Origin of the sequence: Streptomyces triticisoli (assembly GCF_003270085.1) — a bacterium.
GTDB classification, from domain to species: domain Bacteria; phylum Actinomycetota; class Actinomycetes; order Streptomycetales; family Streptomycetaceae; genus Streptomyces; species Streptomyces triticisoli.
Genome location: NZ_QFDQ01000072.1, coordinates 1 through 27,000, shown reverse-complemented (window position 1 = coordinate 27,000; position 27,000 = coordinate 1). Strand labels below are relative to the sequence as shown.

Genomic DNA, 27,000 nt, shown 5'->3' with positions numbered 1-27,000 from the left:
CGGGAGGGGAACAACGGTGCCCGGAATCGACGAGTGCCTCCTGGAAGCCATGCGACTGCCCGGTGCGAGAGGCGCCGCGCTGGTCGACTGGACGAGCGGGCTTGCCCTGGGCACCGTCGGGGAGTCCCCGGGCAGCGACCACGAGACCACGGCGGCGGAGGCCGCCGAACTGGCCCGGCTGGCCGCCGAGCACGGGGCGTTCGCCTCCGCCGAGGACCCCGACGGCGAGCGGCCCCCGGTCGAGGACCTGATCGTCAGCAACCGCGACAGCTACCACCTGCTGCGGTTCGTGGACACGTCCTTCGACAGCAGCGTGTTCCTGCACCTGTGGCTGACCCGTACGGAGGGCAACCTCGCCCTGGCCCGCATACGCCTGGGCGAGATGGCCGAGCGGCTGGTGCTGGGATGACCGTGGTCGACACCCCGCCGCCCCGGCTGCCGGTGCGCGGCAAGCCGGCGGCCACCGACGGGTCCTGGGGCGGCGTCTCACCGATGCTGACCCGGCTCGCCGCCGAACACGCCACCGGCGTCCTGGTCCGCGAACGCGGCACGCTCTACCTCGCCGAGGGCCGCGTGGCGCACGCCGAGAGCCCCCTGACGCCCGGCCTGGACCTGCTGCTGACCGCCCACGGCACGCTGGAGGCCGAGGTGTGGCGGGACGCCGTGGCCCGGGCCGACGACCGGCACGGCGCGGCCCACCTGCTGCTGGACGGCGGCCATCTGACCGAGGGCGCCCTGGAGCTGTGCCACCTGGGCGCCCTGTACGACGCCGCCTACTTCGCGCTCGCCCCGAGCAGCACCCCGGGCCGCTTCCGCTACGGCATCGCCCACCGGCTCGGCCCCGTCCTGCCGGTCCCGGTGGCCGACCTGGAGCGCGAGACCCTGCGCCGGCGTGAGCTGCTGCGGCGCATCTGGCCCGACGCCAGGCCGGACAGCGCCCCGCTGGTGCGGACGTACGCCACCGCCGCACCGAAGCTCACACCCCGTCAGCACACGCTCCTGGAGCGGATCGACGGCGTCCGCACGGCCCCCGACCTGGCCCGGGAGCTGGGCCGGCAGGCGTTCCACACCCTGGTGGACGTACGGCGCCTGGCGGCCGCCGGGCTCGTCGCGCCGCGGGACGCTCCCGGGCCGGCCGACGGCGGACCGACACCCACGCTCACCGAGCAGTTGGCGTACACCACCGACCCCCACATCACGCTGCTGAAGAGGCTCAGGGATGCGCTGGAGGCCCTTTGAGAGGAGACACCGGATGGCGGCCGAGCCGGAAATCCTGGACGAACTACGCCGGTTGAGAGCCCGCGTTCCCCAGCTCACCGGCGCCCTCGCCGCGAGTGTCGACGGCCTCGTCCTGGCCCACGACACCCCGGGCGTGGAGCCGGAGAGCGTGGCGGCACTCACCGCGGCCGCGCTCGGCGTCGCCGTACGCATGGCGGACGCCACCGGCCAGGGCGATCTGCGCGAACTGCTCGTGCGGGGCGTCCACGGCTATGTCGCGACCTACGCGGCGGGCAGCACCGCGGTGCTGACCCTGCTCGCCCAGGACCGCGTCAACGTCGGCCGCCTCCACCTGGAGGGCCGCAGGGCGGGAGCCCGCATCGGGGAACTGGTCGACGCCGAAGCGGCGGCCAAGCCCCCCGGCAAGGCGCCCGCGAAGTCCGAGAAACCGGCCACCAGGACCGGCACCGCACGGACCAGAACCACGCGCGCACCACGCAGCACTGCCACCAACGCGCGTACCACCACCGAAAGTTGAGAGAACAAGGAGAGCCGTCATGGCCAACACCGAGACCTGCCTGAAAGAAGCGCTCGCCTCCATCGAGGGTGCGACCGGCGTCGCGCTCGTCGACTACACCAGCGGCATGGCACTGGGCACGATGGGCGGCAGCAAGAGCTTCGACCTGAACGTCGCCGCCGCAGGCAACACCGACGTCATCCGGGCCAAGATGCGCACCATGGAACACCTCGGCCTCAAGGGGCAGATCGAGGACATCCTGATCACCCTGTCCGACCAGTACCACCTGATCCGCCTGATCAGCGGGCGCGGCGGCAACGGCCTGTTCCTCTACCTCGTCCTCGACGCCAAGCGGGCCAACCTGGCGATGGCCCGCCACCAGCTGAAGAGGATCGAGGAGGACCTGGAGGTCTGAACCGCCGTCCCCGCCGGGACGTCACACGAGCGCCGCGGTGCGGCGGCGTGCCCCGCCCGGGGCCGCGTCGCCCGCCGCGAGGCCCGTGGTGCGGTAGGCGCGGACCGCCTTGCCCGCGGGGCGTCCGCCGCGCTTGCCGAGCCAGTCGACGCGCACCCACAGCAGGGCGTCCCCGGACTGCTCCAGCCGGCCGATCCAGGCGGCCTTCAGCCACAGCCCCGCGCCGGCACCGGCCAGCAGCATGCCGCCGGCCGCCGGCAGGGCGAAGGAGCTGCCCAGCGCGGCCACGAACGCCAGGAGCAGCCACCAGCGGTGCCCCCGGCGCCAGACCCGGACACTGACCGCCCGGTCCTGGAGCACGTCCTGCCGTCCCGCGCGGGACGCTCCGTGAGCGAGCGCCTGATACCGCCGGCGCCGTACGCAGGCCGCGACGGCCACCGTCACCAGAAACAGCGCGGCCCCCGCCAGAACGCCGATCCGGCGCCCGGTCAGCCCCGGCACCAGCACTCCGATGCCCGCCGCGAACACCCCGAGCCACCACAGCGGCGCCGCCCCGGCCCGTACCACGACGGCCACCCGGGCCAGGCCCTGGCCTCCACGACCCGCTCGACCTCCGCGTGCCACGCGCTGCCTCCTCGTCGTCCCGGCACACCCGTCAGTGCGGGCAGGGTAGCGGGCGTTCGTGAGACGAATCTGAGAGCGCCCCACAAGGGGATCCGCCCCTAGCTCTCCGAGCAGGAGGGCTCCCCGGACAGTCTGGAAGGGACGGGCTGAGGCTCCGGCACCCTCCTCCGCCGGCGCCGCTTGAGCAGTACCCACGGCCCCCGTGGCCCGGTGGGCATGGCGGCCGTGACCTCCGTACCCGCCTCCGCCGCCGCCTCCGCCGCCGCACGGGCCACCGGCAGGAAGCCCTCGCGCCGCGACGCGTCCGGACGTTCCTCCTCCGCCGGCCACAGCCCCAGCGCCGCGCACACCGTCGGCAGCACCGCCATCGCCGCCGTGGCGTACCCCTCGGCGGAAGGGTGGTAGTTGTCCGGCCCGAACAGCTCCCGCGGGTTCGCCTCGAACTCCGGGCCCAGCAGGTCGCCCAGCGACACGGTCCGACCCCCCTGCTCCACCACCCCGATCGTCTGCGCCGCCGCCAGCTGCCGTGAGGCCCGCCGGGCCAGCCACCGCAGCGGCTGCTGGACCGGCTCGATCGTGCCCAGGTCGGGACAGGTGCCCACGACGACCTCCGCCCCCGCCGTACGCAGCCGCCGTACCGCCGCCGACAGGTACCGCACCGAGCGGGTCGGCGGCATCCGGTGGGTCACGTCGTTCGCGCCGACCATGATCACGCAGATGTCCGGGACCTGCGTCGGATCGGCCAGCACCAGCGCCACCTGCCGGTCCAGGTCGTCGGACTGCGCACCGGGCACGGCGACGTTCCGCAGCCGCACCGGACGCTCCGCCACCGCCGCGAGCCCCGACGCCAGCAGCGCGCTCGGAGTCTGCCCGACCCGGTGGACGCCCTGGCCCGCGGCCGTGGAGTCACCGAGCATGACCAGTCTCAGCGGCGGCTCGCCGGGGATGTCGTACACCTGGCCGTACAGGCCGTCCGCGAACGGCACGTGACTGTCCGTGCCGTTGCCCACGTGTCGCTTGGCCATCTGCACCTCGGCCAGCAGCAGACCGACGGCGGCCGCGCCGACCAGGCCGAGCCCGCCGCCCCCGTACGCGGCACCGGCCGCGATCCGCCGGGCCACTCTCGCCCTCGACATGCTCGTCATGCCCGCCGCCACCTCCCGCATAGCCGTACACCCACTCCTTGCCCCGTACGGAGGGTGGTCCAATCTCGACAGGGAGTGAACGTCCGTCCCCGGCACCGCTCCCCTGGCCTACGCTGGCGGAACCACTACGACCACACCTTTTGCAGCAACCGGAGACAACGGTGCAATTCCACGACTCGATGATCAGCCTCGTCGGCAACACCCCGCTGGTGCGGCTCAACAGCGTCACCAAGGGGATCAAGGCGACCGTCCTGGCCAAGGTCGAGTACTTCAACCCGGGCGGGTCCGTGAAGGACCGCATCGCCCTGCGGATGATCGAGGCGGCCGAGCGGAGCGGGGAGCTCGAGCCCGGCGGGACGATCGTCGAGCCCACCAGCGGGAACACCGGTGTGGGACTCGCCATCGTGGCCCAGCAGAAGGGCTACAAGTGCATCTTCGTGTGCCCGGACAAGGTCTCCACCGACAAGATCAGCGTGCTGCGCGCGTACGGCGCGGAAGTGGTCGTGTGCCCGACGGCCGTCGAGCCCGAGCACCCGGACTCGTACTACAACGTCTCCGACCGGCTGGTGCAGGAGACGCCGGGCGCCTGGAAGCCCGACCAGTACTCGAACCCGAACAACCCGCTGTCGCACTACCACTCCACCGGTCCCGAGCTGTGGGAGCAGACCGAGGGGAAGATCACCCACTTCGTGGCCGGCGTCGGCACCGGCGGCACCATCTCCGGCACCGGCCGCTACCTGAAGGAGGCCAGCGACGGCAGGGTCAAGGTGATCGGCGCCGACCCCGAGGGCTCGGTGTACTCCGGCGGCTCCGGCCGGCCGTACCTCGTCGAGGGCGTCGGCGAGGACTTCTGGCCGACCGCCTACGACCGGACCGTGGCCGACGAGATCGTCGCCGTGTCCGACAAGGACTCCTTCCAGATGACCCGCCGCCTGGCCAAGGAGGAGGGTCTCCTGGTCGGCGGCTCCTGCGGCATGGCGGTCGTCGCCGCCCTCCGGGTCGCCGAGCGGCTCGGCCCGGACGACGTCGTGGTGGTACTGCTGCCGGACAGCGGGCGCGGGTACCTGTCGAAGATCTTCAACGACGAGTGGCTGGCGTCCTACGGGTTCCTGGAGGAGACGGGGCCGAACGCCCGCGTCGGGGACGTGCTGAAGCACAAGGAAGGCGCCATCCCCCAGCTGGTCCACATGCACCCGGAGGAGACGGTCGGCCAGGCCATCGAGGTGCTGCGGGAGTACGGCGTCTCCCAGATGCCGGTCGTCAAGCCGGGCGCGGGACACCCCGACGTCATGGCGGCCGAGGTGGTCGGATCCATCGTCGAGCGGGACCTGCTCGACGCGCTGTTCGCCCAGCGTGCCTCGCTCACCGACCCGCTGGAGAAGCACATGTCGCCCCCGCTGCCCCAGGTGGGTTCCGGTGAGCCGGTCGCCGATCTGATGGCGCTCCTGGGCGGTGCGGACGCGGCGATCGTGCTGGTCGAGGGCAAGCCGACGGGGGTCGTGACCCGCCAGGACCTGCTGGCCTACATGGCGCGCACGGAGCAGTGACCCGGGGGCGCCGCCGTTCCCCCGCCGCCGTTCCCCCGCCGCAGTGTCCGTCACCTCGTGGCAGTGGTACGAGGTGACGGACACAGCGGGGTACGGCGGTCCCCGCACATAGCTGCCGCTCAGTCCTCCCAGGCGTCGTCCTTGGCGGAGCCCCGGCGACGGCCCGTGAACAGACCGGGGTTGGTGCGGGCGGCCTGAACGGCGTTGACCCCGACGATGCCGAGCCAGACGACGATGAGGCCGGGCAGTTTGCTGATGCCGCCGCCGATCGCGGACAGCGGGACGGCCAGGACCAGGGAGACGATGCCGAAGCCGAAGCGCTCGCCCCAGGAGTCGGTGGCCTTCGGCGAGCGGGAGTCCCGGGCCGACGTCATCTGCTGCTCGGCGAGCTGCCGACGCACCCGGCGTTCGACGGCGCCGTCGATGCGCTGGTCGACCTTCTCCAGGAACGAGTCGACCAGCGCCGACTCGTACTCCTCGCCCAGCTCCCTGCGGGCCTGCAGGGAGGCGTTGAGTTCCTTCTTCAGATCGGCGTCCCGCGCGTCCATTCCGGTCATGCGGACCAGGCTAGGCAGCCGGGGGGTCCGCCGCACTGGGGGTAGCCCCCCTGTTCGACGGGGACAGGCCGCCGTCGGCGTCGCCGGGTGACCGTTCGGTGAGGCGTGGCCGGTCCCTTGCCGTGGCTGCATGACCTCATGCAGAGTTCTTGGTGTCTGAATAGGAACTGGTCGGGAAGGTAGCCTCCCGGGGCGTCGACTACTTCTGGAGGGGAAGCAGGCCATGAGCGGGACCGACAGCCCTGCCGCACGGCTGCAGGCGCTCTTCGAGGGACACCGGCTCACGCCGACCCAGCGGCGCATCGCGCACAGCATGGTGCGGCGGGCCGCCGACGTGCCGTTCCTGTCCAGTGTCGAACTGGCCGAGCTGGCCGGGGTCAGCCAGCCGTCGGTGACCCGCTTCGCGGTCGCGCTCGGCTTCGACGGCTACCCGGCGCTGCGCCGTCATCTGCGCGAGGTCGCGCCCGCCGAACCCGTGGACCGGCCGGCCCCGTACAACGAGTACCAGCAGGCGGTCGAGGCCGAGATCGAGAACCTGCGGCACCTGGCGGAGGCGCTGGCCGATCCGCGGCCGGTGCATCAGGCGGGCCGTGTCCTCGCCGCTTCCCGCCCGCTGCCCGTCCTGGGCCTGCGGGCCGCGGCCGCCCAGGCCTACGGCTTCGCGTACTTCGCGGGCAAGGTCCACCCCGACGTACGGCTGCTCGACGAGGGCGGCACGATGATCCAGGACCGTATCGACGGGGCCGTACGGGCCGGCGCCTCGGCGCTGCTGTGCTTCGCGCTGCCGCGCCATCCGCGCGAGGTCGTGGACACCCTCGCCTACGCCAAGGACGCGGGGCTGACCGTCGTCACGGTCGCGGACTCGGCCTTCGCACCGGTCGCCAAGTACTCCGACCTGCTGCTGCCCGCGGCGGTCGGCACCGGGCTCGCCTTCGACACCGCGTGCGCGCCGATGCTGCTGGGCCGGGTGCTCCTGGAGGCCATGTGCGACGACCTGCCCGATGCTCAGGCACGGCTGGAGGAGTTCGACGGGAAGGCGGCGGCGCGGGGGTTGTTCGTGGAATGACGCCGCTTTTGAGGTCCGGGGGCGAGGACTGAACAAGGGCGGGGGAACAAGAAAAGCAAGCGCTTAGAAAACTGCGGTCAGAGTCACACCGCACTTCCCGTGACCTTCACCATACGGACGGGTAATTTCCAAGCAGTCGCCCCTCGTCCATACGCCCACCCGTCACCCGGCCACCACCCCCCAACGAGGCGCTACGCGCCGCCCCACTGATATGGAGCCGTGATGCCCGAAGCCGTCATCGTCTCGACCGCCCGCTCCCCCATCGGCCGCGCTTTCAAGGGCTCCCTCAAGGACCTGCGCCCCGACGACCTCACCGCCACGATCGTCCAGGCCGCTCTCGCGAAGGTCCCCGAGCTGGACCCGAAGGACATCGACGACCTGATGCTCGGCTGCGGCCTGCCCGGCGGCGAGCAGGGCAACAACCTCGGCCGGATCGTCGCCGTACAGATGGGCATGGACCACCTGCCCGGCTGCACGATCACCCGCTACTGCTCCTCCTCCCTCCAGACCTCCCGCATGGCCCTGCACGCCATCAAGGCCGGCGAGGGCGACGTGTTCGTCTCGGCCGGTGTGGAGATGGTCTCCCGGTTCACCAAGGGCAACTCCGACAGCCTGCCGGACACGCACAACCCGCTGTTCGCCGAGGCGGAGGCCCGCACCGCGGCCAGGGCCGAGCAGGAGGGCACCACCTGGCACGACCCGCGCGAGGACGGCCTGATCCCCGACGCCTACATCGCGATGGGCCAGACCGCGGAGAACCTCGCCCGATGGAAGGGCGTCACCCGCCAGGAGATGGACGAGTTCGGCGTCCGCTCGCAGAACCTCGCCGAGGAGGCCATCAAGAACGGCTTCTGGGAGCGGGAGATCACCCCGGTGACGCTGCCCGACGGGACCGTCATCAGCAAGGACGACGGGCCGCGCCCGGGCGTGACCTTGGAGGGCGTGGCCGGTCTCAAGCCGGTCTTCCGCCCCGACGGGCTGGTCACCGCCGGCAACTGCTGCCCGCTCAACGACGGCGCCGCCGCGCTCGTCATCATGTCCGACACCAAGGCCCGGGAGCTGGGCCTGACCCCGCTCGCCCGGATCGTCTCCACCGGCGTCTCCGGCCTGTCCCCGGAGATCATGGGTCTCGGCCCGGTCGAGGCCAGCAAGCAGGCCCTGCGGCGGGCCGGGCTGACCATCGACGACATCGACCTGGTCGAGATCAACGAGGCCTTCGCCGCCCAGGTGATCCCCTCCTACCGCGACCTGGGCATCCCGCTGGAGAAGCTGAACGTCAACGGCGGCGCGATCGCCGTCGGGCACCCCTTCGGCATGACCGGCGCGCGCATCACCGGCACGCTGATCAACTCCCTGCAGTTCCACGACAAGCAGTTCGGTCTGGAGACGATGTGCGTCGGCGGCGGCCAGGGCATGGCGATGATCATCGAGCGCCTCAGCTGACGCTCCGCACGGCGGGACACACGGCCGCTTGAAGGACCGTCGGTGTCCGCCTTACCACTCGCTGTGACCGAACGGCCCGGATTCCAGGAAACGCCTGGAATCCGGGCCGTTCTGTGATCCAATCTCCTTCAGGATGTGACCTTTCTCCCTCGGCAGAGGGATCTTCGCAGGTCAGCGCGTTTCCCCAGGAAACCTACAGGCGGCTTCCCCGTCCGTTTCGTGACGTTACGCACTGACAACTGGATAGTCCGCCCTTCAAGCTGATGTAGGAAGTCGGGGATCGACCTTGAACCCGGGAGTACGTCAGTGAGCGCCATGCCGATCGCCCTGCTGCTCACCACGGCCGCCACCGGCGCCGTGGGCGTCGCCGTCCTGCGCACCCTTTTCGCCCTGCGGCGCCAGGTCACGGCTCTGCAGAAGCAGTTGGCGGAGAACCACGCCGCCACCGCGCGCGCCCTGCTGCCCGCCGCCCGCGGCCACACGGACGCGGAGCAGATACGTGCCGCCGTGGTCCAGGCGCTCGCCGAGGAGCGGGAGCGGGAGCTGGCCGAGGCACGGGCGTTCTGGGCCGCGCAGGAGGCCAGGGACGCCGCCGACGCGCCCTCCCTGCTCGGGCTGCCCGACAGCGAGCTGTTCCTGCCCCGGCAGGTCGACCTCTCGGGTCTCGACCATCTGGAGCCGGTGACCGAGACCGGCGTGGAGGCCGACGAGCAGGCCGCCTCCGGCGAGTCCCCGGAGCTGGCCGCCGCCCGCCGCCGGCACCCCTCGCACCCCGACTTCACGCCCCACCCCTCCCCGGCCGTGGGCGACCACGAGCGCACGGCGGTCACGCTGGAGGAGCTGGCCCGGACCCGCGTGGGGCTGACCGACGTCCGCCCGGGCCCGCTGGGCACCCTCGACGTCTACGTCTTCGCCGACGGTACGACCCTGTGCATGACCCCGGGCCACCAGGAGACCGCCGAGCGCCTGGCCGCCGCCCTGCGCGCGGGCGAGTCCCCGGTCCTGCTGGGCGGTTCGGGCGTCTCCGGCGCCTACACGCTCACTTTCGCCTGCGGCGAGGAGAACGTGTACATCCTGGCGGACCGCGTCATCGCCTCTCTGTAGCCGGGCTCCGTGACCGGGACCTGTGACCGGGACCTGTGACCGGGACCTGTGACTGAGGTCAGACCCCCGCCCGCCGCTGCGCCTCCTGCACCAGGCGTACGGCCTCCGACACCTCGTCCTCGGTTTTCAGTACGAGCGCCAGGTCGTGTCCGGCGACGGTGACCTGGTCCGCGGCCGCGAACATCCCCGCGTCCGGCATCTCCCGCGGCTCGGCCCCGGGGCACTCGGCGAGCTGGGCCCGCCGGGCGAACTCCCTGGCCAGCGCCAGTGCCTCGGCGGCGCCGGCCCGCTGCAACCGGCTCTGCGGCGCCGCCCGGAGGCGGTCGGCGAAGTGATCCACTGCCCGGGTCAGAGAAGTCGTGTCCACCACGCCGCGAGACTACGCGTCGCCCCAGGACTGTTGCCAACACGCGAACCCTCAGGCACGGTGACGTGAAGGACCGGCTTCATCGAACGCGTCCGGAGGCGCCGATGTCCCAAGTCTTCTCCGAAGAGACCCACCGCAATCTGCTCGCCCGCATCCCCCACTGCACCGGTCGTGAGATCTCCGACTGGCTGCGCACCGTCGAAGAAGGCCCCGCGCTCCGCTTCGAGGAGAAGGTCAGCTGGCTCCGCCACGAACACAACCTCGCGTACGGCCACGCCAAGGCACTCATCCACGAGTACGACCTGAGGAGGGCCGCGCGCAAACTGCTCTAGGCGCGCCCCCTCTCCACGACGAAGGGCCCCGGGAAGACCCGGGGCCCTTTCGCTCGGTTGTTCACTCGAATGTCTCTCGGCGTGTCGCTGGTGGACCAGTCGCTCAGTCGCTCTGGTTGAGGATCGCGATGATCCGCAGGAACTCCATGTAGATCCACACCAGCGTCAGCGTGAGACCGAAGGCCGCGAGCCAGGCCTCCTCACGCGGCGCGCCGTAGGCGATGCCGTCCTCGACCTGCTTGAAGTCCAGGGCGAGGAAGCAGGCACCGAGGATGATGCCGACGACACCGAAGAAGACGCCGAGCGGACCGCTGCGGAAGCCGAGGCCGTCACCGCCGCCGAACACGGCGAACAGCATGTTCACCATCATCAGCATCACGAAGCCGAGCGCCGCCGCCATCACGAAGCCGTAGAACCGGCGGTTGACGCGGATCCAGCCCGCCTTGTACGCCAGCAGGACGCCGACGAAGACCGCCATCGTGCCGAGCACGGCCTGCATGGCCGCGCCGCTGGCGATGTGGGTGTCGACGATGCTGGAGATGACGCCGAGGAACACGCCCTCGACGGCGGCGTAGGTCAGGATCAGCGCGGGCGAGGCCTTGCGCTTGAAGGACTGCACCAGGGCCAGCACCATGCCGAGCAGCGCGGCGCCGATCCCGATGCCGTAGGAACGGCCGATGTTGGCGGCGTCGACCGGCAGCAGCGCCCAGGCGAGCGCGGCCGTCACGACCAGTGTGCCGAGCGTGGACGCCGTGCGCAGGACGACGTCGTCCATCGTCATCCGGCCGGTGGTGGCCGGGGCCTGGGGCGCGCCGTACTGCAGGTCCTGCTGAGCGTAGGGGTTCTGCGCGTAGGGGTTGCCACTCGGCTGGGCGTACGGAGCGCCCTGCGCGTACGGATTGCCCTGCGTGCCGAGAGCGGGTCCCCCGGCCTGCGGCGCGGTGTTGAAGCCCGCGTAGCCGCTGTCGCGGCTGAACCCCCGTCGCGAGAAGACCGGGTTTCTGCTCCTCATCTCACTCCTCCATGGCCGCACGGCGCGGCCTTGGCCCAAGAGTAATGGAAAGGCAAAGGACAGGTCCTAGTACCTCGGAGGGATCTTTCCCTCCTCATGCTGCCGAACACGCTACGCGACCAGGTGATTCCCGTCAGCGGACGGTGTCATTCCTCACCAAGCCGGGACCCGTCCGGAACCGGCCGGAGACCACCGGGCGCCCGTACGGCCCCGCCGGTCACCTTCCGTCAGTCGAGCGGGAACCCGGTGTAGCCCAGGGCGAGGTCGGTCTCGGCCGCCCGGCAGGAGCTGATCCGGTCCAGGCGGGCCAGCTGCACGCGCCGGTCGAACGGGGTGGCGTCGGGGTCCCGGTGCAGCATCGCCGTCATGTCGTAGCTGAACCGCTCGGCCTGCCAGACGCGCCGCAGGCAGTTCGCCGAGTAGGCGTCGAGGAGCTCCGCGGACCCGGTCTCCCTCCGGTGCACCAGTGCCCGTACGAAGGTGACGACGTCCCCGACGGCGAGGTTCAGCCCCTTGGCCCCGGTCGGCGGCACGATGTGGGCGGCGTCCCCGGCGAGGAACAGCCGGCCGTGGCGCATGGGCTCGTGGACGTAGGAGCGCATGGGGGTCACCGACTTCTGGGTGATCGGCCCGCGCTGCAGGGTCCAGTCGTCGTCCGTCTCGAACCGCCGCTCGAGCTCGTCCCAGATCCGCTCGTCGCTCCACGACTCGGCGTCGGTGTCCACCGGCACCTGGAGATAGAGGCGGGAGACGGACGGGGAGCGCATGGACAGCAGGGCGAACCCGCGGTCGTGGCGGGCGTAGATCAGCTCGTCGTGCGAGGGGGGCACGTCGGCGAGGATGCCGAGCCAGCCGAAGGGGTACGTCCGCTCGAACGTCTGGGAGACCGAGGCGGGGATCGCCTTGCGTGCCACGCCCCAGAAGCCGTCGCACCCGACGACGTAGTCGCACTCGAGGACGTCCTCGCGCCCCTCGTGGCGGAACCGGATGGTGGGACGGTCGGTCTCGGCCCCCTCCACGGCCAGCGCCTCCGCCTCGAACAGCAGCGGGCCGCCCTCCTTGAGCTGCAGGGCGATGAGGTCCTTGCACACCTCGGTCTGGGCGTAGACCATCACGGACCGCCCGCCGGTGAGCGCGGGGAAGTCGACGCGGTGCCGGCGCCGGTCGAAGCGCAGTTCGATCCCGTCGTGCGGCAGCCCCTCACGGTCCATCCGCTTCCCGGCCCCGGCGGCGCGCAGCACGTCGACGGTGCCCTGCTCCAGGATTCCGGCCCGCTGGCGGTGCTCGACGTAGGCGCGGTCGCGGCTCTCCAGGACGACCGAGTCGATCCCGGCGTTGTGGAGCAGCCGGGCGAGGAGCAGGCCGGCCGGTCCGGCTCCGATGATGCCGACGGTGGTACGCATCGGTCGTTCCCTTCGGGTTGGCGTCGTTGCCTGGAGGCGGGTCGGGTCGCCCGCTCGTTCGCCTGGTGAAAAAATCTTCACTCAAGTGTCCCCTGAGTTTCCGTCCGGACTCACCCGATGTCAATGGTGTCCCCGCGGGCTCCGCCGGGATCTGCCGCTGGTCTCTCCCTGCCCGAAACCCGAAAGCCGCACGGCCCGGGCCCCCAGGGGGACATGTGTTGTTCGTGCATGGCGGGCCGACCACGGCCGTGGTCCGGAATCCCGCCGGAGACGCGATGGTCCCGCTGTCCGGCGAACTGCCCGAGGTGCTCACCGACGAGGGCTGACCGCACACGCCGCGGTTCGATCAAGGAACCGCATGCGCCGATCTGGCGTGAACATGAGAATGACACCGAAGAACGAGGCGGGGCTCGTCATCGCCCACCTGGCAGCCGTGTGGTTCATCGGCTCCGTCCTGACCGGTCTCCAGTTCTACGCGGTGATGATCGCCCTCTTCACCGACAACACGGCGATCGTCGCCGTCGTCCTCGCCCTCGTGATCTCCCTGGCGGTGGCCGCGTTCGCAGGCCTCGGTGCCATGGCCCACCCGATCATGCCGGTCACCCGGCAGGCACGCGGCCTGTGGCGATGGGCGTCGGGTGTGTACGGACTCGGCACGGCCGGCGCACTCGGGACCATCGTGACGGACGTGCAGGCCGACCACCACCTCCTGGAGAACAGCAGTCTGCTCTACCTGGCCGGCGGCATCTGGTACGCGGTCGCGGCCGCGTTCTTCCTGCCCGGCGCCCGGGCCAAGCCGGCCGCTCTCGGGGTGGCGACCGCCCTCGTGGCCGGCGCGGCGTACGCCGCCTGGGCCGCTGCCCAGCCCCCCACTCTCGACGAGTGGCTCACCGCCAACGGCGTGGACCGCGCCCTGCTCCGGGTCGGCGACCCGCCCCCCGGTTACACCCTGGAGTCCGTGGGCGCGAGCGAGGACGGCTTCGGCGCCGCCTACGAGCGGTCCGGCTCAGCGGGCCTGCACCTCGGCGTGGCACGCGCGGGACACGACACCCGGCGCGCCGACTCCCGCGGCTGCCCCGTCCCCTTCGGGGACCCGATCCACTGCACGGACGACGGCGGCGGCCGCCTGCTGGTGACCTACCAGGGCGGCTACGAACGCCAGGAACTGCGACTGCGCCGCACCGGTCTGGTCCACACCGTGACCGTGCAGGGCACCGGGGCCACCGACCTGCCCGCGGCCCGCCACATCCTGTCGACACTCAGACCGGCATCCGACACGGAGCTGGCCGGCCTGGTGGAGCTGCCGATGCGCCGTTGAACACCGCCGTCGCCGCGGCACTTGGCGATCGGACGGTCCACGAGGACTGACCGCCGCGTCCTCTTCCGCACCCTTCCCCGGGCCACCCCGCGAGGGCCCCGCCCCCGGTCCCGGAGTCGTGTCGGTGCGGCGGCCGCCGTGACCGGGATGCGAGGCTTGGGCGCATATCACCGCTTTCGTTCCTGCTCGGCGGTGTCGAGGAAAGGAGGCGGCCCGTGCAGCGGCGGTTGCTGGTCCGCACGGCCGCCACCGGTCTGGGCTGGGCGTGCGCGCTGTTTCCCCTCTGGTTCCTCTTCGCCGGCCAGTGGGACGTGTTCACCGCCCTGTGGGGCGCCGGTGCGTCGCTGCTGGCCGGTGCGGGGGCCGCGGTGGTGGCCTCCCGGGGGCTGATGCCGTGGGGGCTGCGGGCGCGGTGGCTGGGGGCCGTCCCCTCGCTCCTGTGGCAGGCCGCCGTCGACTTCGGCGTGATCACCGCCGTACTGGCGCGCAGCGTCGTGCGCGGCCGGCGCGACTCGGTGGGGAGCTTCGTACACCGCCGGACGCAGGCCACCGGCACCGACCGCCGTGCCGCGGCGCTCCGGGCGTGGCTGACGCTCGCGGCGACGTACTCGCCCAACGCCTACGTGATCGACATCGACCGCGCGACCGGGCAGGCGCTGCTGCACGACCTGCGGCCGATGCGCGCCTCGGAGGAGCCGCTGTGAGGACCGCCTACCTGTGGGCCGCGTTCGCCCTGATCTGCGGTCTGGGACCGCTCGCGGCGGTGTGCAGGGGGGCGAGGCCCATCGACGGCCTGGTCGCGGTGGAACTCGGCGGGGCGGTCACCACGCTGGCCCTGGTCTGCCTGGCGGTGGGCTACCAGTCCTCGGCGGCCACCGGGGCCGCGCTCGTCACGGCGGTCATGAGCTGGGTGAGCGGCATGGTCATGGCGCGGTTCCTGGACCGGCTGCCATGAGCGCGTCCGCGGCCGTCGCATACGCCCTGCTGGCCGCCGGTGTCCTGGCCGAGCTGATCTGCTGCGTGGGCGTGTGGTGGATGCGCGACGTCTTCGACCGGCTGCACTACTCCGGCGCGGGCAGCCTCGTCGGCCCGGTCCTGATCGGTGCCTCGGTGGCGATCACCGGGTTCTCCCAGCTGTCGGGGACGGTGCAGTCGCTGGCCGCGCTGGCCTTCCTCGCCGCACTGGGCCCGGCGCTCACCCACGCCACCGCCCGCTCCGCCCGGCGCCTGGTCCACCGGGACCTCGCGACCCGGGCCGACGACGCCGGGGAGGGCACATGACCGCGCTGACCGCGCTCGTGCTCACCGCGGTCGCCGTGCTCGGGGTGGCCGTCGTGCTCGCCCGCGACCCGCTGCGCCAGGTGATGCTCAACGGCCTGTTCGGGCTGTCCCAGGTCCTGCTGTTCACCGTGTTGCAGGCCCCGGACGTGGCCATCTCGATGGCGGTCGTCTCCACCGTGGCGTATCCGGCGGTGCTGCTGATGACCATCCACCGGGTCGGCCCGCAGGACCGTGGATGAACACCCGCACCCGAGCCCTACTGTTCCTGCCGCTGGGGGCCGCGCTCGCCGCCTTCCTGCTGTGGGGCCTGGCCGGCCTGCCCGACTTCGGCAGCACCCAGGGCCCCTACGCCCGCTACCTCGCCCGCCACGCCACCGCCCAGCGGCACGTCACCAACGTGCCCACCTCGATCGTCTTCGACTACCGCGCCCTGGACACCCTCGGCGAGGAACTGATCCTGTTCACCTGCGTGATGGGCACCGCCCTGCTGCTGCGCTCCTCCCGCGAGGCAGAGGAACAGCGGCCCTCGGACCGGCCGACCAGCGCCGCGCAGCGCCACCTGGTCTCCCTGCTGATCCCCGTCACGGTGCTGCTGGGCCTGTGGACCATCTCCTACGGCTACCTCACCCCGGGCGGCGGCTTCCAGGGCGGGGTGGTGTGCGGGGCCGCCGCGCTGATGCTCTGGGCGGCCGGCGGCTACCGCGACCACCGGGCACTGACGCCCACCGGACTGGTCGACGCCGCCGAGGGGCTGGGGGCGGCCGCGTACATCGGTCTCGGGCTCGCGGTGCTGGCCGCGGGCCATGCCTTCCTGGCCAACGTCCTGCCGCTGGGCAGCACGGGCACGCTGGCCTCCGGCGGCACCATCGCCGTCCTGAACTGGGCCACCGGCCTGGAGGTGTCCGCGGCGACGGTCCTGGTCTTCCACGAGTTCCTCAAGGAGTACGTCCAGACGCTCCCCGGCGCGGCGGAGGACTGATGGCCCCGTACCCGTACGCGGTGGCCGGAGTGCTGTTCGTCGCCGGCCTGTACGGCATCGTCAGCAGCCGCAACTACATCCACATGGCGGTGTGCCTGACCGTGATGCAGTCCTCGACCTACGTCACCCTGATCTGCGTCGGCTACCTGAACAACGGTCAGCCGCCCATCACCCAGGGGGCCCAGCCGGGCAAGCCGCTGGTCGACCCGGTCGTACAGGCGCTGACGCTGACCGACGTGGTCGTCAGTGTCGTGGTCCTCGCCCTGGTCCTCGCGCTGGCCCTGCAGGCGCACCGCCGGACGGGCTCCGTCGACCCGGACCGGCTGCGCGGGATGCGGGGCTGACATGGCCGCCGACCTGGTCCCGCTGACCGTCGCCGCGCCCCTGGTCGCCGCGGCCCTGCTCGCCGCGCTCGCCCAGTTCCTGCCGCGCTGGGTGCCCGACCTGACCGCCATCGTGGTGGCGGCGGGCGTGACCGCGCTGGGCGTGCTGCTGACGCTCGCCTCGCGCGCCCACCCGATCGTCTACTGGTTCGGCGGCTGGCGTCCCGCCGGGGGTACGGCCCTGGGCATCGACTTCGTCGTGGAACCCCTGTCGGCGTCCCTGGTCGCCCTCACCGGCCTGCTGACCACCACGTCCCTGGTGTTCTCCTGGCGCTACTTCGAGGAGGTCGGGCACCTCTACCACGCGCTGGTCCTCGCCCTGCTGGCCGGCATGGCCGGCTTCGCCCTGTCCGGCGACCTGTTCAACATCTTCGTGTGGTTCGAGCTGATGAGCGTGTCGGCGTACGCGCTGTGCGGCTACCAGATCCACCAGTCCGCCGTCGTCCAGGGCGCGATCAACTTCACCGTCGTCAACTCCACCGGAGCCTTCACCCTGCTCCTGGGGATCGTGCTGGTCTACGGCCGCACCGGGGCGCTGAACCTCGCCGAGATCGGCGAGGCCCTGGGCAGCCGGCCGCCGGACGGCCTGGTCACCGTGGCGTTCACCCTGATCACCACAGGGCTCCTGGTCAAGGCCGGGGCCGTGCCCTTCCACTTCTGGCTCTCCGACGCCTACGCGGTCGCCCCCGCCCCGGTCGGCGCGCTGTTCACCGGCATCATGAGCGACCTCGCCTACCACACCTTCGCCCGCGTCTACTGGGACGGCTTCTCCGGCGCCCTCGGCAGTGCCTCGGCCGCCGTCCGCGACGGCCTGCTCGCCCTGGGCGTGGCCAGCGCGGTGATCGGAGCGGTGATGTGCCTGCTCCAGGCGGACCTCAAACGCCAGCTGGCCTTCCTCACCGTCAGCCACGGCGGCGTCTTCCTCGCCGGCATCGCCCTGCTCACCCCGCGCGGCCTGGCCGGCGCCACCCTCTTCGTCATCACCGACGGGCTGCTCAAGGCCGCCCTGTTCCTGACGTTCGCCACCGTCGTCCGATCCCTCGGATCGGGCGACGAACTGGCCCTGCACGGCCGCGGCCGCACCCCGCGCGAGGCGCTCCCCGCCCTGATCTTCCTCTGCTGCGCCCTGGGCTTCGCCGCACTGCCCCCGTTCGGGACCTTCCTGTCCGCCGCCCTCATCCACGACTCACCCGGCCCCGGCTGGCCGTTCCCCGTCCTGGCCGCCTGCCTGGCCGTCACCTCCGCGGCCTTCCTGCGCGCGGGAGCACGGATCTTCCTCGGCTGGGGCCCGCGCCACGACCCGCTCCTGACGAGTGCACCCGGCAAACCCGGCGAGCCTGGCGAGCCGGGCGACGGCGAACCCGACCACGGCGGCGGCGGAGCGGCCCGCGGCCGCACCGCCCTGCTCATCCCCGCACTGGCCCTGGTGGCAGCCGCCTACGCCACCGCCTTCGTCCCCGGCGTCGCCGCCGAGTTCATCACCGCGTCCCACTCCTTCGAGCAGCCCCGCCAGACGGCCCACCAGGTCCTCACCGGCCACCTTCCCCCGAGTCCGCCCTCCGCCTCCTACACCCCCACCCCCGGAGCCTGGACGACCGCGGCCGCCGCGACAGCCGCCGCCCTGGCCCTGGCAGCCGTCTCCCTGCGCACCCCGGGCAGCCGCCCCGGCCGCCTGCGCCGCGTCCTCGTCCCCCCGGCCAAGGCCCTCAAATCCCTCCACGACGGCGAAGTCGGCGACTACACCCTCTGGTTCACGACGGGGCTGCTCGCCCTGGGCCTGGCCTGGACCCTGACACTGCGCTGACGCGCGACAGGAAGGACCCGGGCCGCGGAGGCCGTACTGACGGTTCACAGGGCCTGACCGTGGGTGATGGGTGGTGCCCGGAGCCGGACTTGAACCGGCACGCCCGCGAGGGGGCAGCGAGGTTTAAGCTCGCCGTGTCTGCTTTCCACCATCCGGGCAGGCCATGGGGTCCGCGCTGGGGGCTCCGAGCCTATCGGGATGCCTTCCCCAGGCAGCGGGTGGGTCGACTCATGTTGTCTTATTTCATGGGTAACTGAGGGAGCATCAGCCCCACCAGGTGCCCATCGGCACTTGCCAACAGCCTTGCGGGAAGTGGTCGGCCGCGTACGCGGAATGACGGGATTTCACCGTTCGGAACCAGGGCGCTCCACCTGTTTTGAACACCCTGTTCAGGGGACGCGTCTCAGGGGTGCTCGTCATCCCGAGGTATGACGCGCCCGGCCGCGGTCCGACCCGGGTCGGTCCCCGGAACCGGAACTGCGACTGACTCCACGGGCCGGATCCGCCGCGACGATGGTTCACGTCCCCGAGAACGTCGTCGTCCCGTCAGGAGCACCACCCGTGACCACCTCTTCCATCACCGGCCGGACCACCGCCGTGGCCGCGCGTGCCAGGGACCTGTCGAAGATCTACGGACAGGGCGAGACCCAGGTGGTCGCGCTCGACCGGGTCTCGGTCGACTTCCCGCAGGCCGAGTTCACGGCGATCATGGGGCCGTCCGGATCCGGCAAGTCCACGCTGATGCACTGCGTGGCGGGCCTGGACACCTTCTCCTCCGGTTCGGTGCGCATCGGTGACACCGAACTCGGCTCGCTGAAGGACAGGCAGCTCACCACGTTGCGCCGGGACAAGATCGGCTTCATCTTCCAGGCGTTCAACCTGCTGCCCACGCTCACGGCCCTGGAGAACATCACCCTTCCGATGGACATCGCCGGCCGCAGGCCGGACAAGGAGTGGCTGGACTCCGTGATCGGCATGGTCGGGCTCGCCGACCGGCTGGGCCACCGGCCCTCCCAGCTGTCCGGCGGTCAGCAGCAGCGTGTCGCCGTCGCCCGGGCGCTGGCTTCCAGGCCGGAGATCATCTTCGGCGACGAACCCACCGGAAACCTCGACTCGCGCTCCGGCGCCGAGGTGCTCGGCTTCCTGCGCAACTCCGTGCGCGAACTCGGCCGGACCGTGGTGATGGTGACCCACGACCCGGTGGCGGCGGCGTACGCGGACCGTGTCGTCTTCCTCGCGGACGGACGGATCGTGGATGAGGTGTACGGGCCGACGGCGGATGCCGTTCTGGACCGCATGCGGCGTCTTCCCGGGGGCGGCAACACCAGCGGCTCCGCCGCGCGGCCCCGGACCCCCGAGTTCGACGGCAAGCGCCGCACCAGCTGATCCCCCTCCCCAACACCACCTCATACACCCTGGACTGAGACACACCCATGTTCCGCACCGCCTTGCGCAACGTACTCGCGCACAAGGCCCGGCTCCTCATGACCGTGCTCGCCGTGATGCTCGGCGTCGCCTTCGTGTCGGGAACCCTGGTCTTCACCAACACCATCTCGAACGCGTTCCAGAACAGCTCCGCCAAGGGCTTCGGCCATGTCGACGTGGCCGTGGAGGCCGCGTACCAGGAGGGCAGGGGCGACCGGATCGGCAAGCGGGCCGAGCTGACCCAGGCGCTGCTGGACGACAGCGCCCGCGTACCGGGAGCCGCCTCCGCCGTCGGTGTCGTGCGGGGCTTCACCGCGATCGCCGACAAGGACGGCAGGCTGATCGGCGGCGGCTTCCAGTCCCAGGGCGGCAACTACTGGGGCAGCGAGGACCCCCGGTACCCGCTGCAGTCCGGCGCCGCCCCGCGCGGCGAGGGCCAGGTCCTCATCGACTCCGAGACCGCCCGCCGCGCCGGCTACGAGGTCGGCGACACCATACGCATCTCCGTGAACGGGCCCGTCCTGACGCCCACCGTCACCGGCGTCTTCACCACCGACGACGGCAACGTCGCCGCCGGTGGCAGCCTCGCCCTGTTCGACACGGCGACCGCGCAGAAGCTGTTCGGCAAGCCGGGCACGTACGACGAGATCGACGTGAAGGCGAAGGCGGGCACCAGCCAGGCGGCGCTGAAGGCGCAGCTGGACCGGGCGCTGCCGAAGGGGAAGACCGAGACGACCACCGGCGAGCAGCTCGCCGACGACCAGGCGCGGATGATCGCGGACTCGATGAGCGGACTGAAGCGGGGCCTGCTGGTCTTCGCCGGGATCTCGCTGTTCGTCGGTACGTTCATCATCGCCAACACCTTCTCCATGCTGGTCGCCCAGCGCACCAGGGAGCTGGCGCTGCTGCGCGCGGTGGGCGCCTCGCGCCGGCAGGTCACCCGGTCGGTGCTGATCGAGGCGTTCGTGGTGGGCGCGGTGGCCGCCGTGACCGGTCTGGTCGCCGGTGTCGGCATCGGCGCGGGGCTGAAGTCCCTGATGGGGTCGCTGGGCGCCACCGTTCCGGACGGGCCGCTGCTCGTCACGCCCGGCACGGTCGTCACCGCCCTGGTGGTCGGTATCAAGGTGACCATGGTGGCCGCGTGGCTGCCCGGCCGGCGGGCCGCCAGGATCCCGCCGGTGGCGGCGATGAGCAGCGTGCACGCCAAGGCCACCACCAGGTCGCTGGTGCTGCGCAACACCGTCGGCGCCCTGTTCTCGGCGGCCGGTGTCGTGGTGGTCCTGGCGGCCAGGACGATGGACGCGGACACCGCCCAGGCCGCCATGGGTCTCGGCGCGGTGCTGCTGATCATCGGTGTGTTCGTCCTGACGCCGCTGCTGTCCCGCCCGCTGATCGCCGCCGTGGCCCCGGTCCTGCGCACGTTCGGTGTGGCCGGCAAGCTGGCCCGGCAGAACGCGGTGCGCAACCCGCGCCGTACGGCGGCCACCGCGGCCGCACTGATGATCGGCCTGACCCTGATCACCGGTATGACGGTGATGGCGGGCAGCCTGCAGCACGCGATCGACAAGATGGCCTCGTCCGCGCTCCGCGCCGACTACGTGGTGTCGATGGCGAACGGCAACTTCCTCTCCCCGGAGGTCGACAGGAAGCTGCGCGCCGCCGAGGGTGTGACCGCCACCAGCCCGCTGCGCAACGCGCCCTCCCGCATCGAGGGCCGGACCGAGTACCTGACCGGTGTCAACGGCTCCGCGATCGGCGAGCTGACGGACTTGAAGGTCGAGGACGGCTCCTTCACGGTCGGCGGGACGAAGGTCGTCGTGGACGACGAGACCGCCAAGTCGCACCGGTGGAAGGCCGGTTCGAGTTTCACCGTCGCCTACGAGGACGGCCGGAAGCAGAAGCTGACGGTCGCCGGGGTCTACGAGGGCAACGAGATGATCCGCGGGATCATGCTGGACAACGCCACCCTCTCCCCGCACCAGTCGGACCCCACCGACATGCAGGTCATGGTCAGGACCGCCGACGGCGCGTCCGACGCGGCCAAGGAGAAGCTGGTCAAGGCCCTCGGCTCCAACCCGGCCATCCAGATCATGGACAAGAAGGACATCTCCAACAACATCGCGCAGATGTTCACGCTGCTGCTGAACCTGCTCTACGGCCTGCTCGCCATGGCGGTGATCGTGGCGGTCCTCGGTGTCATCAACACCCTGGCGATGTCGGTGTTCGAGCGCTCCCAGGAGATCGGCATGCTCCGCGCGATCGGCCTGGACCGCAGGGGCGTCAAGCGGATGGTCCGCCTGGAGTCCCTGGTGATCTCCCTGTTCGGCGGGGTCCTCGGCATCGGGCTCGGTGTGTTCTTCGGCTGGGCGGCCGGTGAACTGCTCGGCACCAGAATGGCGACGTACGAACTGGTCCTGCCCTGGGGGAGGCTGGCCGTCTTCCTGCTGCTGGCGGCGACGGTCGGCGTGCTGGCGGCCCTGTGGCCGGCCCGGCGCGCGGCCCGCCTGAACATGCTGCAGGCCATCAAGTCGGAGTAGCGGCACCGGCGTCGGAGGGTCCCCCGTTCCTCAGCGGAACGGGGGACCCTCCGACGTGTCCGTCACACAGCCGGTGCGCCCCACGTACGGGCCCGCAGCGGCATCCCCGAGTCGCCGGACTCGGGGGTCCGCACGGCCAGGACCTGGTTGACGCCGATGCGGTTGCGCTCGAAGGCGACGGCCGAGGCCGCCATGTACAGCTGCCAGACGCGGGTGCGGCCGGGGCCGGCGAGCCGTACCGCGCGGTCCCAGTGCGTCTCCAGGTTGGTGACCCAGCGGCGCAGGGTGAGCGCGTAGTGCTCACGGATCGACTCCACGTCGCGCACCTCGAACCCGGCGCGCTCCAGCTGGGTGACGGTGGTGCCGATGGGGGCGAGTTCACCGTCGGGGAAGACGTAGGCGTCGATGAAATCGTCCACCTGGTACGCCGTCTCGTCGCGCTGCGGGCGGCGGCCGATCTGGTGGTTGAGGAGCCGCCCGCCGGGCCTGAGCAGGGTGTGCAGGACCTTCGCGTACTCCAGGTAGCGGGCGGCGCCGACGTGTTCGGCCATGCCGATGGAGGAGACGGCGTCGTACGGTCCGTCGTCCACGTCCCGGTAGTCCTGGACGCGGATCTCCACCCGGTCGGTGAGCCCTTCGTCGGCGACGCGTTTACGGGCGTACGCGGCCTGTTCCTGGGACAGGGTGACGCCGACGGCGCTCACGCCGTGCTCACGGGCCGCGTGGATGACCATGGAGCCCCAGCCGCAGCCGACGTCGAGGAGGCGCCGGCCGGGTTCCAGGTCCAGCTTGCGGGCGATGAGCTCGAGCTTGTCGCGCTGGGCCTGTTCGAGGGTGGCGCCGGGTTCGGGGGCCGGCCAGTAGGCGCAGGAGTACACCATGGACGGGCCGAGGACGAGTTCGTAGAAGTCGTTGCCGACGTCGTAGTGGTGGCTGATGGCGCGCCTGTCGCTGTGCCTGGTGTGCACGGGGCCGCGGCGCCGGCGGACCTCCTCGCGGGGCGGGGCGGGCGGCAGCGGGGGCCCGGCCAGCCGCACCAGTCCGCGCACGGCGGCCCGCGCCTCGGGATCGCGCAGTGCCCGGGTGAGCCCGGGGGCGTCCTCCCCGCGCTCCCAGATGAGGCCGGCGATCAGGTCCAGGGCGGTGTAGAGGTCCCCCTCGACGGTCAGGTCCCCGGCCACCCAGGCGCGGGCCAGGCCCAGTTCACCGGGTTTGAACAGCAGCCGTCGCAGGGCGCGGCGGTTGTGCACGACGAGCATCGGTGCCCCGGGCGGCCCGGCCTGCGAGCCGTCCCAGGCGCGGATCCGCACCGGGAGCGGGACCCCCACCAACTGTTCGAGAAATCTCGTGAGCCGCTGCGCGGCGTCGGGCATGGTGAACACCTCCGTGACGACGAACGCCGGAATGTCATCCACCACGTAAACACCGGGACGCCCGCAATGCAGTCCCGCAATGGGGTTACAACTGGGCAAACCACGTGCCGCGGCGGCGCGTCCGCCCCCTGGAGGGCTCCGCCCTGCGGCCCGAGGCCCTGGGCGGCACCTCGGTAGGCTCGGCGAATGAAGATCATCGTACGGCCGGCCACCGGGGCCGACCTGTCGGCGCTGCTGGCCCTCTACAGCGAACTTAACCCCGATGACGTGCCGTTGCCCCGTGCCTCGGCGGAGGCCGTCTGGGCCGCCATGTCCGGGCAGCACGGCCGGACCGTCCTGGTCGCCGACGCCGGGGGCGCGGCGGCCGGAACCGCGGACTGCATCGTCATGCCGAACCTCACCCGCGGTGGCCGGGCCATCCTGTTCGTGGAGAACGTCGTGGTGGCCGGCTCCTTCCGGCGGCGGGGCGTCGGGCGGCGGCTGATGGAGGCGGCCGTACGGCTGGGTGAGTCGGCCGGCTGCTACAAGGTCCAGCTGCTGGCCGCGGACGACGCGTACGTCCACGCCTTCTACGAGGCGTGCGGCTTCCGGCCCCTGGCCGAGGGCTTCCGCCGCTACCTCGCGTAGCGCAGCTCCGGGGCGTACGGCCCCGCACGCGCCGAAGGGGCCGCCCGCACCACGGATGGCGGGCGGCCCCTTCAGGGCGGTTCGGTGACCGGAGGTCAGGAGGCTGACCCGGGGTCAGGAGGCCTTGGCCTTCTCCTCGGTCTTCGCCGCGGCGGCGACCGGGGCCGGCTTGGCGGCCTCGTAGAACTCCTCGCGGGGGTTCTCCATCGCGCCGAGGGAGACGACCTCGCGCTTGAGGAACATGGCGAGGGTCCAGTCGGCGAAGATGCGGATCTTGCGGTTCCAGGTCGGCATCGCCATGCCGTGGTAGGTGCGGTGCATGTACCAGGCGAGACGGCCCTTGAGCTTGATCTTCATCTTGCCCATGGCGATCAACGCCACGCCCTTGTGGAGGCCGAGGCCCGCGACCGCGCCCTTGTTGGCGTGCTCGTACTCCTTCTGCGGGAAGCCCCGCATGCCGGAGACCACGTTGTCGCCGAGGACCTTGGCCTGGCGCAGCGCGTGCTGGGCGTTCGGCGGGCACCAGGCGTTCTCGTTGCCCGCCTTGCGGCCGACGAGGTCGGGCACCTGGGCGTTGTCGCCGGCGGCCCAGATGTAGTCGGTGCCGGTGACCTGGAGGGTGGGCTGGGTGTCGACGTGGCCGCGCGGGCCGAGCGGCAGGCCGAAGCGGGCCAGCGCCGGGTTCGGCTTGACGCCGGCGGTCCACACGATCGTGTTGGAGTCGACCTCGAGCCCGTTCTTCAGCACCACGTGGCCGTCGACGCAGGAGTCCATGGAGGTGGAGAGGTAGACCTCCACACCGCGGCTCTCCAGGTGCTCCTTGCCGTACTGGCCGAGCTTCGGGCCGACCTCGGGGAGGATCTTGTCGGCGGCGTCGACGAGGATGAAGCGCATGTCCTCGCGGGACACGTTCCGGTAGTACTTGGCCGCGTCCCGGGCCATGTCCTCAACCTCGCCGATGGTCTCGGCGCCGGCGAAGCCACCGCCGACGAAGACGAAGGTGAGCGCCTTGCGGCGGATCTCCTCGTCCGTGGTGGAGTCGGCCTTGTCGAGCTGCTCCAGGACGTGGTTGCGCAGGCCGATGGCCTCCTCGATGCCCTTCATGCCGATGCCCTGCTCGGCGAGTCCGGGGATCGGGAAGGTCCGGGAGACCGCGCCCATCGCGATGACCAGGTAGTCGAAGGGAAGTTCGTAGGACTCGCCGACCAGCGGGGCGACCGTGGCGACCTTGCGGTCCTGGTCGATGTCGGTGACCCGGCCGGTGAGGACCTCCGCCTTGGGCAGTACGCGCCGCAGCGGGACGACGACGTGCCGGGGGGAGATGTTGCCGGCGGCGGCTTCGGGGAGGAAGGGCTGGTAGGTCATGTACGACCGGGGGTCGACGACCGTGACGGTCGCCTCTCCGTAGCGCATCTTCTTCAGGATGCGCCGAGCTGCGTACAGGCCTACGTACCCACCGCCTACTACGAGGATCCTGGGACGCTCCGTGGTGCTCATGGCATCGAGTATCCCCCCACTCCAGGTGGGGGGCTCGTGCGCCCCTTCACAAGCTTGGGCGGGGCCTGTGTTATAGTTCGCGCCCCGCTTTGCGCAGGCCCCGTCACCGGACGGCGGGCGCCGTCCGGTTCGGCCCGTTGTCAAAACCGTGTGAGCTGCTCCTCTGCCCTGCCGGAGGGCCCGCGAGGAGGGGCCGAACGGCCCTTGCGGAACCCCTGCCCGGCGCCTCCCCGAGCACCGTTTCGCGCCCGCTGAGCCCCCGAATGGGCCTACGGAGGCCGTTTTGCCCTCAGACCGGGCCGGTTTCCTTGTGAAGAACTTCACGAACCTTCTGGCAGAACGTCGGCCGACGACCCGCAGAACCCGGCCGCGGAGCCGCTCATGCGTTCGTTTTTCCTGCTCAGAGATGTTACCGGACGGTAGCAAAAACTGCCCGCGCGGGGTGCCGACGGCCTCCGCCGACACCCTCGCGCAGCGTGGTTCGCGGACCTACCGGCGACGGCCCCGGCCCTCGCCCCGACCCTCGCCCCGGCCCCTGTCTTCGATCTCGTCGACCCCCTCGGCCTCACCCTCGATCCGCTCCTTGCGGACCTTGCCCCGCACCGTCTCCTGTTCGGTCCGCTCCTCGGTGGTCAGCCGGACGCGTTCGACGGGAACGGTCTCGGTCTCCACCACCGGGCGCTCCTCGTGCAGGGTCACCTCGTGCTCGGCCTCGGAGATCTCGGGGCCGGACAGGGCGGCGTCACGGTTGGCGTCCGTGATCGGCTCCCGCTCGACGCGCACCTCCTCGTGGCGCACCGGCACGGTCTGCTCGACATCCTCGGTGACGACGTACTTGCGCAGCCGCGCCCGGCCCGCCTCGCGGCGCTCGACGCCGACGTGCATGCGCTCCTCGGAGCGCGTCATGGCGTCGTCCTCGGTGCGGGACCGGTCGCCCGCACGGGCCCGCTCTCCGGCGCGCGAGCGTGCGGCCGCTCCGGCCGCCGTACCCGCCGCCGCGCCTCCGGCCGCTCCGGCCGCCGTGCC

The 27,000-nt window shown here is 71.7% G+C and carries 29 protein-coding genes and 1 tRNA gene; 20 read left to right on the top strand and 10 right to left on the bottom strand.

Going from position 1 to position 27,000, the window contains the following annotated elements; all coding sequences use genetic code 11:
- The first annotated feature begins 16 nt into the window (after positions 1-16).
- From DEP02_RS13020 to DEP02_RS13005, 4 genes are read left to right on the top strand one after another with little or no spacing between them, the layout of a single operon-like run.
- A complete protein-coding gene (locus tag DEP02_RS13020; RefSeq protein ID WP_112467481.1) occupies positions 17-409 on the top strand; it encodes a hypothetical protein in 393 nt (130 codons plus the stop codon).
- On the top strand, positions 406-1,239 hold the full coding sequence (locus tag DEP02_RS13015) for a MarR family transcriptional regulator (RefSeq protein WP_112467480.1): 834 nt from the start codon (positions 406-408) through the stop codon (positions 1,237-1,239). The genes DEP02_RS13020 and DEP02_RS13015 overlap by 4 nt, the downstream gene beginning before the upstream one ends.
- Positions 1,240-1,252: 13 nt before the next feature.
- Positions 1,253-1,756: a roadblock/LC7 domain-containing protein gene (locus DEP02_RS13010; RefSeq protein WP_112467479.1), complete on the top strand. Its 504-nt coding sequence runs from the start codon at positions 1,253-1,255 to the stop codon at positions 1,754-1,756.
- 19 nt (positions 1,757-1,775) lie between these two features.
- Positions 1,776-2,150, top strand: coding sequence for a roadblock/LC7 domain-containing protein (locus DEP02_RS13005; protein ID WP_112467478.1), 375 nt, complete (start codon positions 1,776-1,778; stop codon positions 2,148-2,150).
- A gap of 21 nt (positions 2,151-2,171) precedes the next feature.
- Here the strand turns inward: DEP02_RS13005 and DEP02_RS13000 are convergent, their stop codons facing one another.
- Both DEP02_RS13000 and DEP02_RS12995 read right to left on the bottom strand, forming a co-directional pair.
- Positions 2,172-2,774: a hypothetical protein gene (locus DEP02_RS13000; protein WP_112467477.1), complete on the bottom strand. Its 603-nt coding sequence runs from the start codon at positions 2,772-2,774 to the stop codon at positions 2,172-2,174.
- 98 nt (positions 2,775-2,872) lie between these two features.
- Positions 2,873-3,919, bottom strand: coding sequence for an SGNH/GDSL hydrolase family protein (locus DEP02_RS12995; RefSeq protein WP_198668417.1), 1,047 nt, complete (start codon positions 3,917-3,919; stop codon positions 2,873-2,875).
- A 161-nt stretch (positions 3,920-4,080) separates the two neighbouring features.
- On the opposite strand from DEP02_RS12995, the gene DEP02_RS12990 reads away from it, so the two are divergent.
- The gene (locus DEP02_RS12990) at positions 4,081-5,466 is read left to right on the top strand and encodes a cystathionine beta-synthase (protein WP_112467476.1); all 1,386 of its coding nucleotides are present in this window, start codon (positions 4,081-4,083) and stop codon (positions 5,464-5,466) included.
- A gap of 119 nt (positions 5,467-5,585) precedes the next feature.
- Here DEP02_RS12990 and DEP02_RS12985 read toward each other — a convergent pair whose 3' ends face one another.
- A complete protein-coding gene (locus DEP02_RS12985) occupies positions 5,586-6,014 on the bottom strand; it encodes a hypothetical protein (RefSeq protein WP_198668420.1) in 429 nt (142 codons plus the stop codon).
- 232 nt (positions 6,015-6,246) lie between these two features.
- Between DEP02_RS12985 and DEP02_RS12980 the strand changes: the two genes are divergently transcribed.
- The 3 genes from DEP02_RS12980 (at position 6,247) to DEP02_RS12970 (ending at position 9,636) form a co-directional block, all read left to right on the top strand.
- Positions 6,247-7,089, top strand: coding sequence for a MurR/RpiR family transcriptional regulator (locus tag DEP02_RS12980; protein ID WP_112467474.1), 843 nt, complete (start codon positions 6,247-6,249; stop codon positions 7,087-7,089).
- A gap of 222 nt (positions 7,090-7,311) precedes the next feature.
- A complete protein-coding gene (locus tag DEP02_RS12975; RefSeq protein WP_112467473.1) occupies positions 7,312-8,532 on the top strand; it encodes an acetyl-CoA C-acetyltransferase in 1,221 nt (406 codons plus the stop codon).
- A gap of 306 nt (positions 8,533-8,838) precedes the next feature.
- On the top strand, positions 8,839-9,636 hold the full coding sequence (locus DEP02_RS12970; RefSeq protein ID WP_112467472.1) for a hypothetical protein: 798 nt from the start codon (positions 8,839-8,841) through the stop codon (positions 9,634-9,636).
- A gap of 58 nt (positions 9,637-9,694) precedes the next feature.
- Here the strand turns inward: DEP02_RS12970 and DEP02_RS12965 are convergent, their stop codons facing one another.
- Positions 9,695-10,006 carry a hypothetical protein gene (locus tag DEP02_RS12965; RefSeq protein WP_112467471.1) on the bottom strand — a complete coding sequence of 104 codons (312 nt, stop codon included), beginning with the start codon at positions 10,004-10,006 and terminating at the stop codon, positions 9,695-9,697.
- 101 nt (positions 10,007-10,107) lie between these two features.
- Here DEP02_RS12965 and DEP02_RS12960 point away from each other — a divergent pair, with 101 nt between their 5' ends.
- The gene (locus tag DEP02_RS12960; protein ID WP_111002953.1) at positions 10,108-10,335 is read left to right on the top strand and encodes a DUF4287 domain-containing protein; all 228 of its coding nucleotides are present in this window, start codon (positions 10,108-10,110) and stop codon (positions 10,333-10,335) included.
- A gap of 103 nt (positions 10,336-10,438) precedes the next feature.
- Here the strand turns inward: DEP02_RS12960 and DEP02_RS12955 are convergent, their stop codons facing one another.
- Both DEP02_RS12955 and DEP02_RS12950 read right to left on the bottom strand, forming a co-directional pair.
- Complete coding sequence (locus tag DEP02_RS12955; RefSeq protein ID WP_112467470.1) at positions 10,439-11,347, bottom strand: Bax inhibitor-1/YccA family protein; 909 nt, start codon at positions 11,345-11,347, stop codon at positions 10,439-10,441.
- Positions 11,348-11,574: 227 nt separating this feature from the next.
- A complete protein-coding gene (locus DEP02_RS12950; RefSeq protein WP_112467469.1) occupies positions 11,575-12,750 on the bottom strand; it encodes a 4-hydroxybenzoate 3-monooxygenase in 1,176 nt (391 codons plus the stop codon).
- A 385-nt stretch (positions 12,751-13,135) separates the two neighbouring features.
- Here DEP02_RS12950 and DEP02_RS12945 point away from each other — a divergent pair, with 385 nt between their 5' ends.
- From DEP02_RS12945 to DEP02_RS12910, 8 genes are all read left to right on the top strand, one after another.
- Complete coding sequence (locus DEP02_RS12945) at positions 13,136-14,068, top strand: hypothetical protein (RefSeq protein WP_112467468.1); 933 nt, start codon at positions 13,136-13,138, stop codon at positions 14,066-14,068.
- A gap of 215 nt (positions 14,069-14,283) precedes the next feature.
- Positions 14,284-14,772 (top strand): hypothetical protein, encoded by a 489-nt coding sequence (locus tag DEP02_RS12940; RefSeq protein ID WP_112467467.1) that lies wholly within the window; start codon positions 14,284-14,286, stop codon positions 14,770-14,772.
- Positions 14,769-15,023, top strand: a complete 255-nt coding sequence (locus tag DEP02_RS12935; protein ID WP_112467466.1) for a monovalent cation/H+ antiporter complex subunit F — start codon at positions 14,769-14,771, stop codon at positions 15,021-15,023. Before DEP02_RS12940 ends, DEP02_RS12935 begins: the two co-directional genes overlap by 4 nt.
- A complete protein-coding gene (locus tag DEP02_RS12930) occupies positions 15,020-15,349 on the top strand; it encodes a monovalent cation/H(+) antiporter subunit G (protein WP_112467465.1) in 330 nt (109 codons plus the stop codon). Before DEP02_RS12935 ends, DEP02_RS12930 begins: the two co-directional genes overlap by 4 nt.
- A complete protein-coding gene (locus tag DEP02_RS12925; RefSeq protein WP_112467464.1) occupies positions 15,346-15,588 on the top strand; it encodes a Na(+)/H(+) antiporter subunit B in 243 nt (80 codons plus the stop codon). The genes DEP02_RS12930 and DEP02_RS12925 overlap by 4 nt, the downstream gene beginning before the upstream one ends.
- A complete protein-coding gene (locus DEP02_RS12920; protein WP_112467463.1) occupies positions 15,585-16,328 on the top strand; it encodes an MnhB domain-containing protein in 744 nt (247 codons plus the stop codon). The genes DEP02_RS12925 and DEP02_RS12920 overlap by 4 nt, the downstream gene beginning before the upstream one ends.
- Entirely contained in the window at positions 16,328-16,672 is a 345-nt protein-coding gene (locus tag DEP02_RS12915) for a sodium:proton antiporter (protein WP_198668416.1), read from the top strand. The genes DEP02_RS12920 and DEP02_RS12915 overlap by 1 nt, the downstream gene beginning before the upstream one ends.
- A 1-nt stretch (position 16,673) precedes the next feature.
- Positions 16,674-18,515: a complex I subunit 5 family protein gene (locus DEP02_RS12910; protein ID WP_112467462.1), complete on the top strand. Its 1,842-nt coding sequence runs from the start codon at positions 16,674-16,676 to the stop codon at positions 18,513-18,515.
- 71 nt (positions 18,516-18,586) lie between these two features.
- Here DEP02_RS12910 and DEP02_RS12905 read toward each other — a convergent pair.
- Positions 18,587-18,673, bottom strand: a tRNA-Leu gene (locus DEP02_RS12905).
- A gap of 403 nt (positions 18,674-19,076) precedes the next feature.
- On the opposite strand from DEP02_RS12905, the gene DEP02_RS12900 reads away from it, so the two are divergent.
- Both DEP02_RS12900 and DEP02_RS12895 read left to right on the top strand, forming a co-directional pair.
- Positions 19,077-19,901 (top strand): ABC transporter ATP-binding protein, encoded by an 825-nt coding sequence (locus tag DEP02_RS12900; RefSeq protein ID WP_112467461.1) that lies wholly within the window; start codon positions 19,077-19,079, stop codon positions 19,899-19,901.
- Positions 19,902-19,948: 47 nt separating this feature from the next.
- Entirely contained in the window at positions 19,949-22,477 is a 2,529-nt protein-coding gene (locus DEP02_RS12895) for an ABC transporter permease (RefSeq protein ID WP_112467460.1), read from the top strand.
- Positions 22,478-22,539: 62 nt separating this feature from the next.
- On the opposite strand, the gene DEP02_RS12890 is transcribed toward DEP02_RS12895, so the two are convergent.
- Positions 22,540-23,850 carry an SAM-dependent methyltransferase gene (locus tag DEP02_RS12890; RefSeq protein ID WP_112467502.1) on the bottom strand — a complete coding sequence of 437 codons (1,311 nt, stop codon included), beginning with the start codon at positions 23,848-23,850 and terminating at the stop codon, positions 22,540-22,542.
- Positions 23,851-24,036: 186 nt separating this feature from the next.
- Here DEP02_RS12890 and DEP02_RS12885 point away from each other — a divergent pair, with 186 nt between their 5' ends.
- Entirely contained in the window at positions 24,037-24,477 is a 441-nt protein-coding gene (locus tag DEP02_RS12885; protein WP_112467459.1) for a GNAT family N-acetyltransferase, read from the top strand.
- A 114-nt stretch (positions 24,478-24,591) separates the two neighbouring features.
- Here the strand turns inward: DEP02_RS12885 and DEP02_RS12880 are convergent, their stop codons facing one another.
- Positions 24,592-25,974: an NAD(P)/FAD-dependent oxidoreductase gene (locus DEP02_RS12880; RefSeq protein ID WP_112467458.1), complete on the bottom strand. Its 1,383-nt coding sequence runs from the start codon at positions 25,972-25,974 to the stop codon at positions 24,592-24,594.
- 489 nt (positions 25,975-26,463) lie between these two features.
- Positions 26,464-27,000 (bottom strand): YsnF/AvaK domain-containing protein (locus DEP02_RS12875; protein WP_117434522.1); only part of this gene is annotated, 537 nt, incomplete at its 5' end.

Coding starts and splice junctions, on each gene's coding strand:
- DEP02_RS12985 (WP_198668420.1), bottom strand. CDS start 6,014: ATGGACGCGCGGGACGCCGATCTGAAGAAGGAACTCAACGCCTCCCTG.
- DEP02_RS12890 (WP_112467502.1), bottom strand. CDS start 23,850: ATGCCCGACGCCGCGCAGCGGCTCACGAGATTTCTCGAACAGTTGGTG.
- DEP02_RS12995 (WP_198668417.1), bottom strand. CDS start 3,919: ATGACGAGCATGTCGAGGGCGAGAGTGGCCCGGCGGATCGCGGCCGGT.
- DEP02_RS12880 (WP_112467458.1), bottom strand. CDS start 25,974: ATGAGCACCACGGAGCGTCCCAGGATCCTCGTAGTAGGCGGTGGGTAC.
- DEP02_RS12895 (WP_112467460.1), top strand. CDS start 19,949: ATGTTCCGCACCGCCTTGCGCAACGTACTCGCGCACAAGGCCCGGCTC.
- DEP02_RS12960 (WP_111002953.1), top strand. CDS start 10,108: ATGTCCCAAGTCTTCTCCGAAGAGACCCACCGCAATCTGCTCGCCCGC.
- DEP02_RS12915 (WP_198668416.1), top strand. CDS start 16,328: ATGGCCCCGTACCCGTACGCGGTGGCCGGAGTGCTGTTCGTCGCCGGC.
- DEP02_RS13015 (WP_112467480.1), top strand. CDS start 406: ATGACCGTGGTCGACACCCCGCCGCCCCGGCTGCCGGTGCGCGGCAAG.
- DEP02_RS12920 (WP_112467463.1), top strand. CDS start 15,585: ATGAACACCCGCACCCGAGCCCTACTGTTCCTGCCGCTGGGGGCCGCG.
- DEP02_RS13005 (WP_112467478.1), top strand. CDS start 1,776: ATGGCCAACACCGAGACCTGCCTGAAAGAAGCGCTCGCCTCCATCGAG.
- DEP02_RS12925 (WP_112467464.1), top strand. CDS start 15,346: ATGACCGCGCTGACCGCGCTCGTGCTCACCGCGGTCGCCGTGCTCGGG.
- DEP02_RS12955 (WP_112467470.1), bottom strand. CDS start 11,347: ATGAGGAGCAGAAACCCGGTCTTCTCGCGACGGGGGTTCAGCCGCGAC.
- DEP02_RS12910 (WP_112467462.1), top strand. CDS start 16,674: ATGGCCGCCGACCTGGTCCCGCTGACCGTCGCCGCGCCCCTGGTCGCC.
- DEP02_RS12885 (WP_112467459.1), top strand. CDS start 24,037: ATGAAGATCATCGTACGGCCGGCCACCGGGGCCGACCTGTCGGCGCTG.
- DEP02_RS12945 (WP_112467468.1), top strand. CDS start 13,136: ATGACACCGAAGAACGAGGCGGGGCTCGTCATCGCCCACCTGGCAGCC.
- DEP02_RS12975 (WP_112467473.1), top strand. CDS start 7,312: ATGCCCGAAGCCGTCATCGTCTCGACCGCCCGCTCCCCCATCGGCCGC.
- DEP02_RS13010 (WP_112467479.1), top strand. CDS start 1,253: ATGGCGGCCGAGCCGGAAATCCTGGACGAACTACGCCGGTTGAGAGCC.
- DEP02_RS12980 (WP_112467474.1), top strand. CDS start 6,247: ATGAGCGGGACCGACAGCCCTGCCGCACGGCTGCAGGCGCTCTTCGAG.
- DEP02_RS12950 (WP_112467469.1), bottom strand. CDS start 12,750: ATGCGTACCACCGTCGGCATCATCGGAGCCGGACCGGCCGGCCTGCTC.
- DEP02_RS12930 (WP_112467465.1), top strand. CDS start 15,020: ATGAGCGCGTCCGCGGCCGTCGCATACGCCCTGCTGGCCGCCGGTGTC.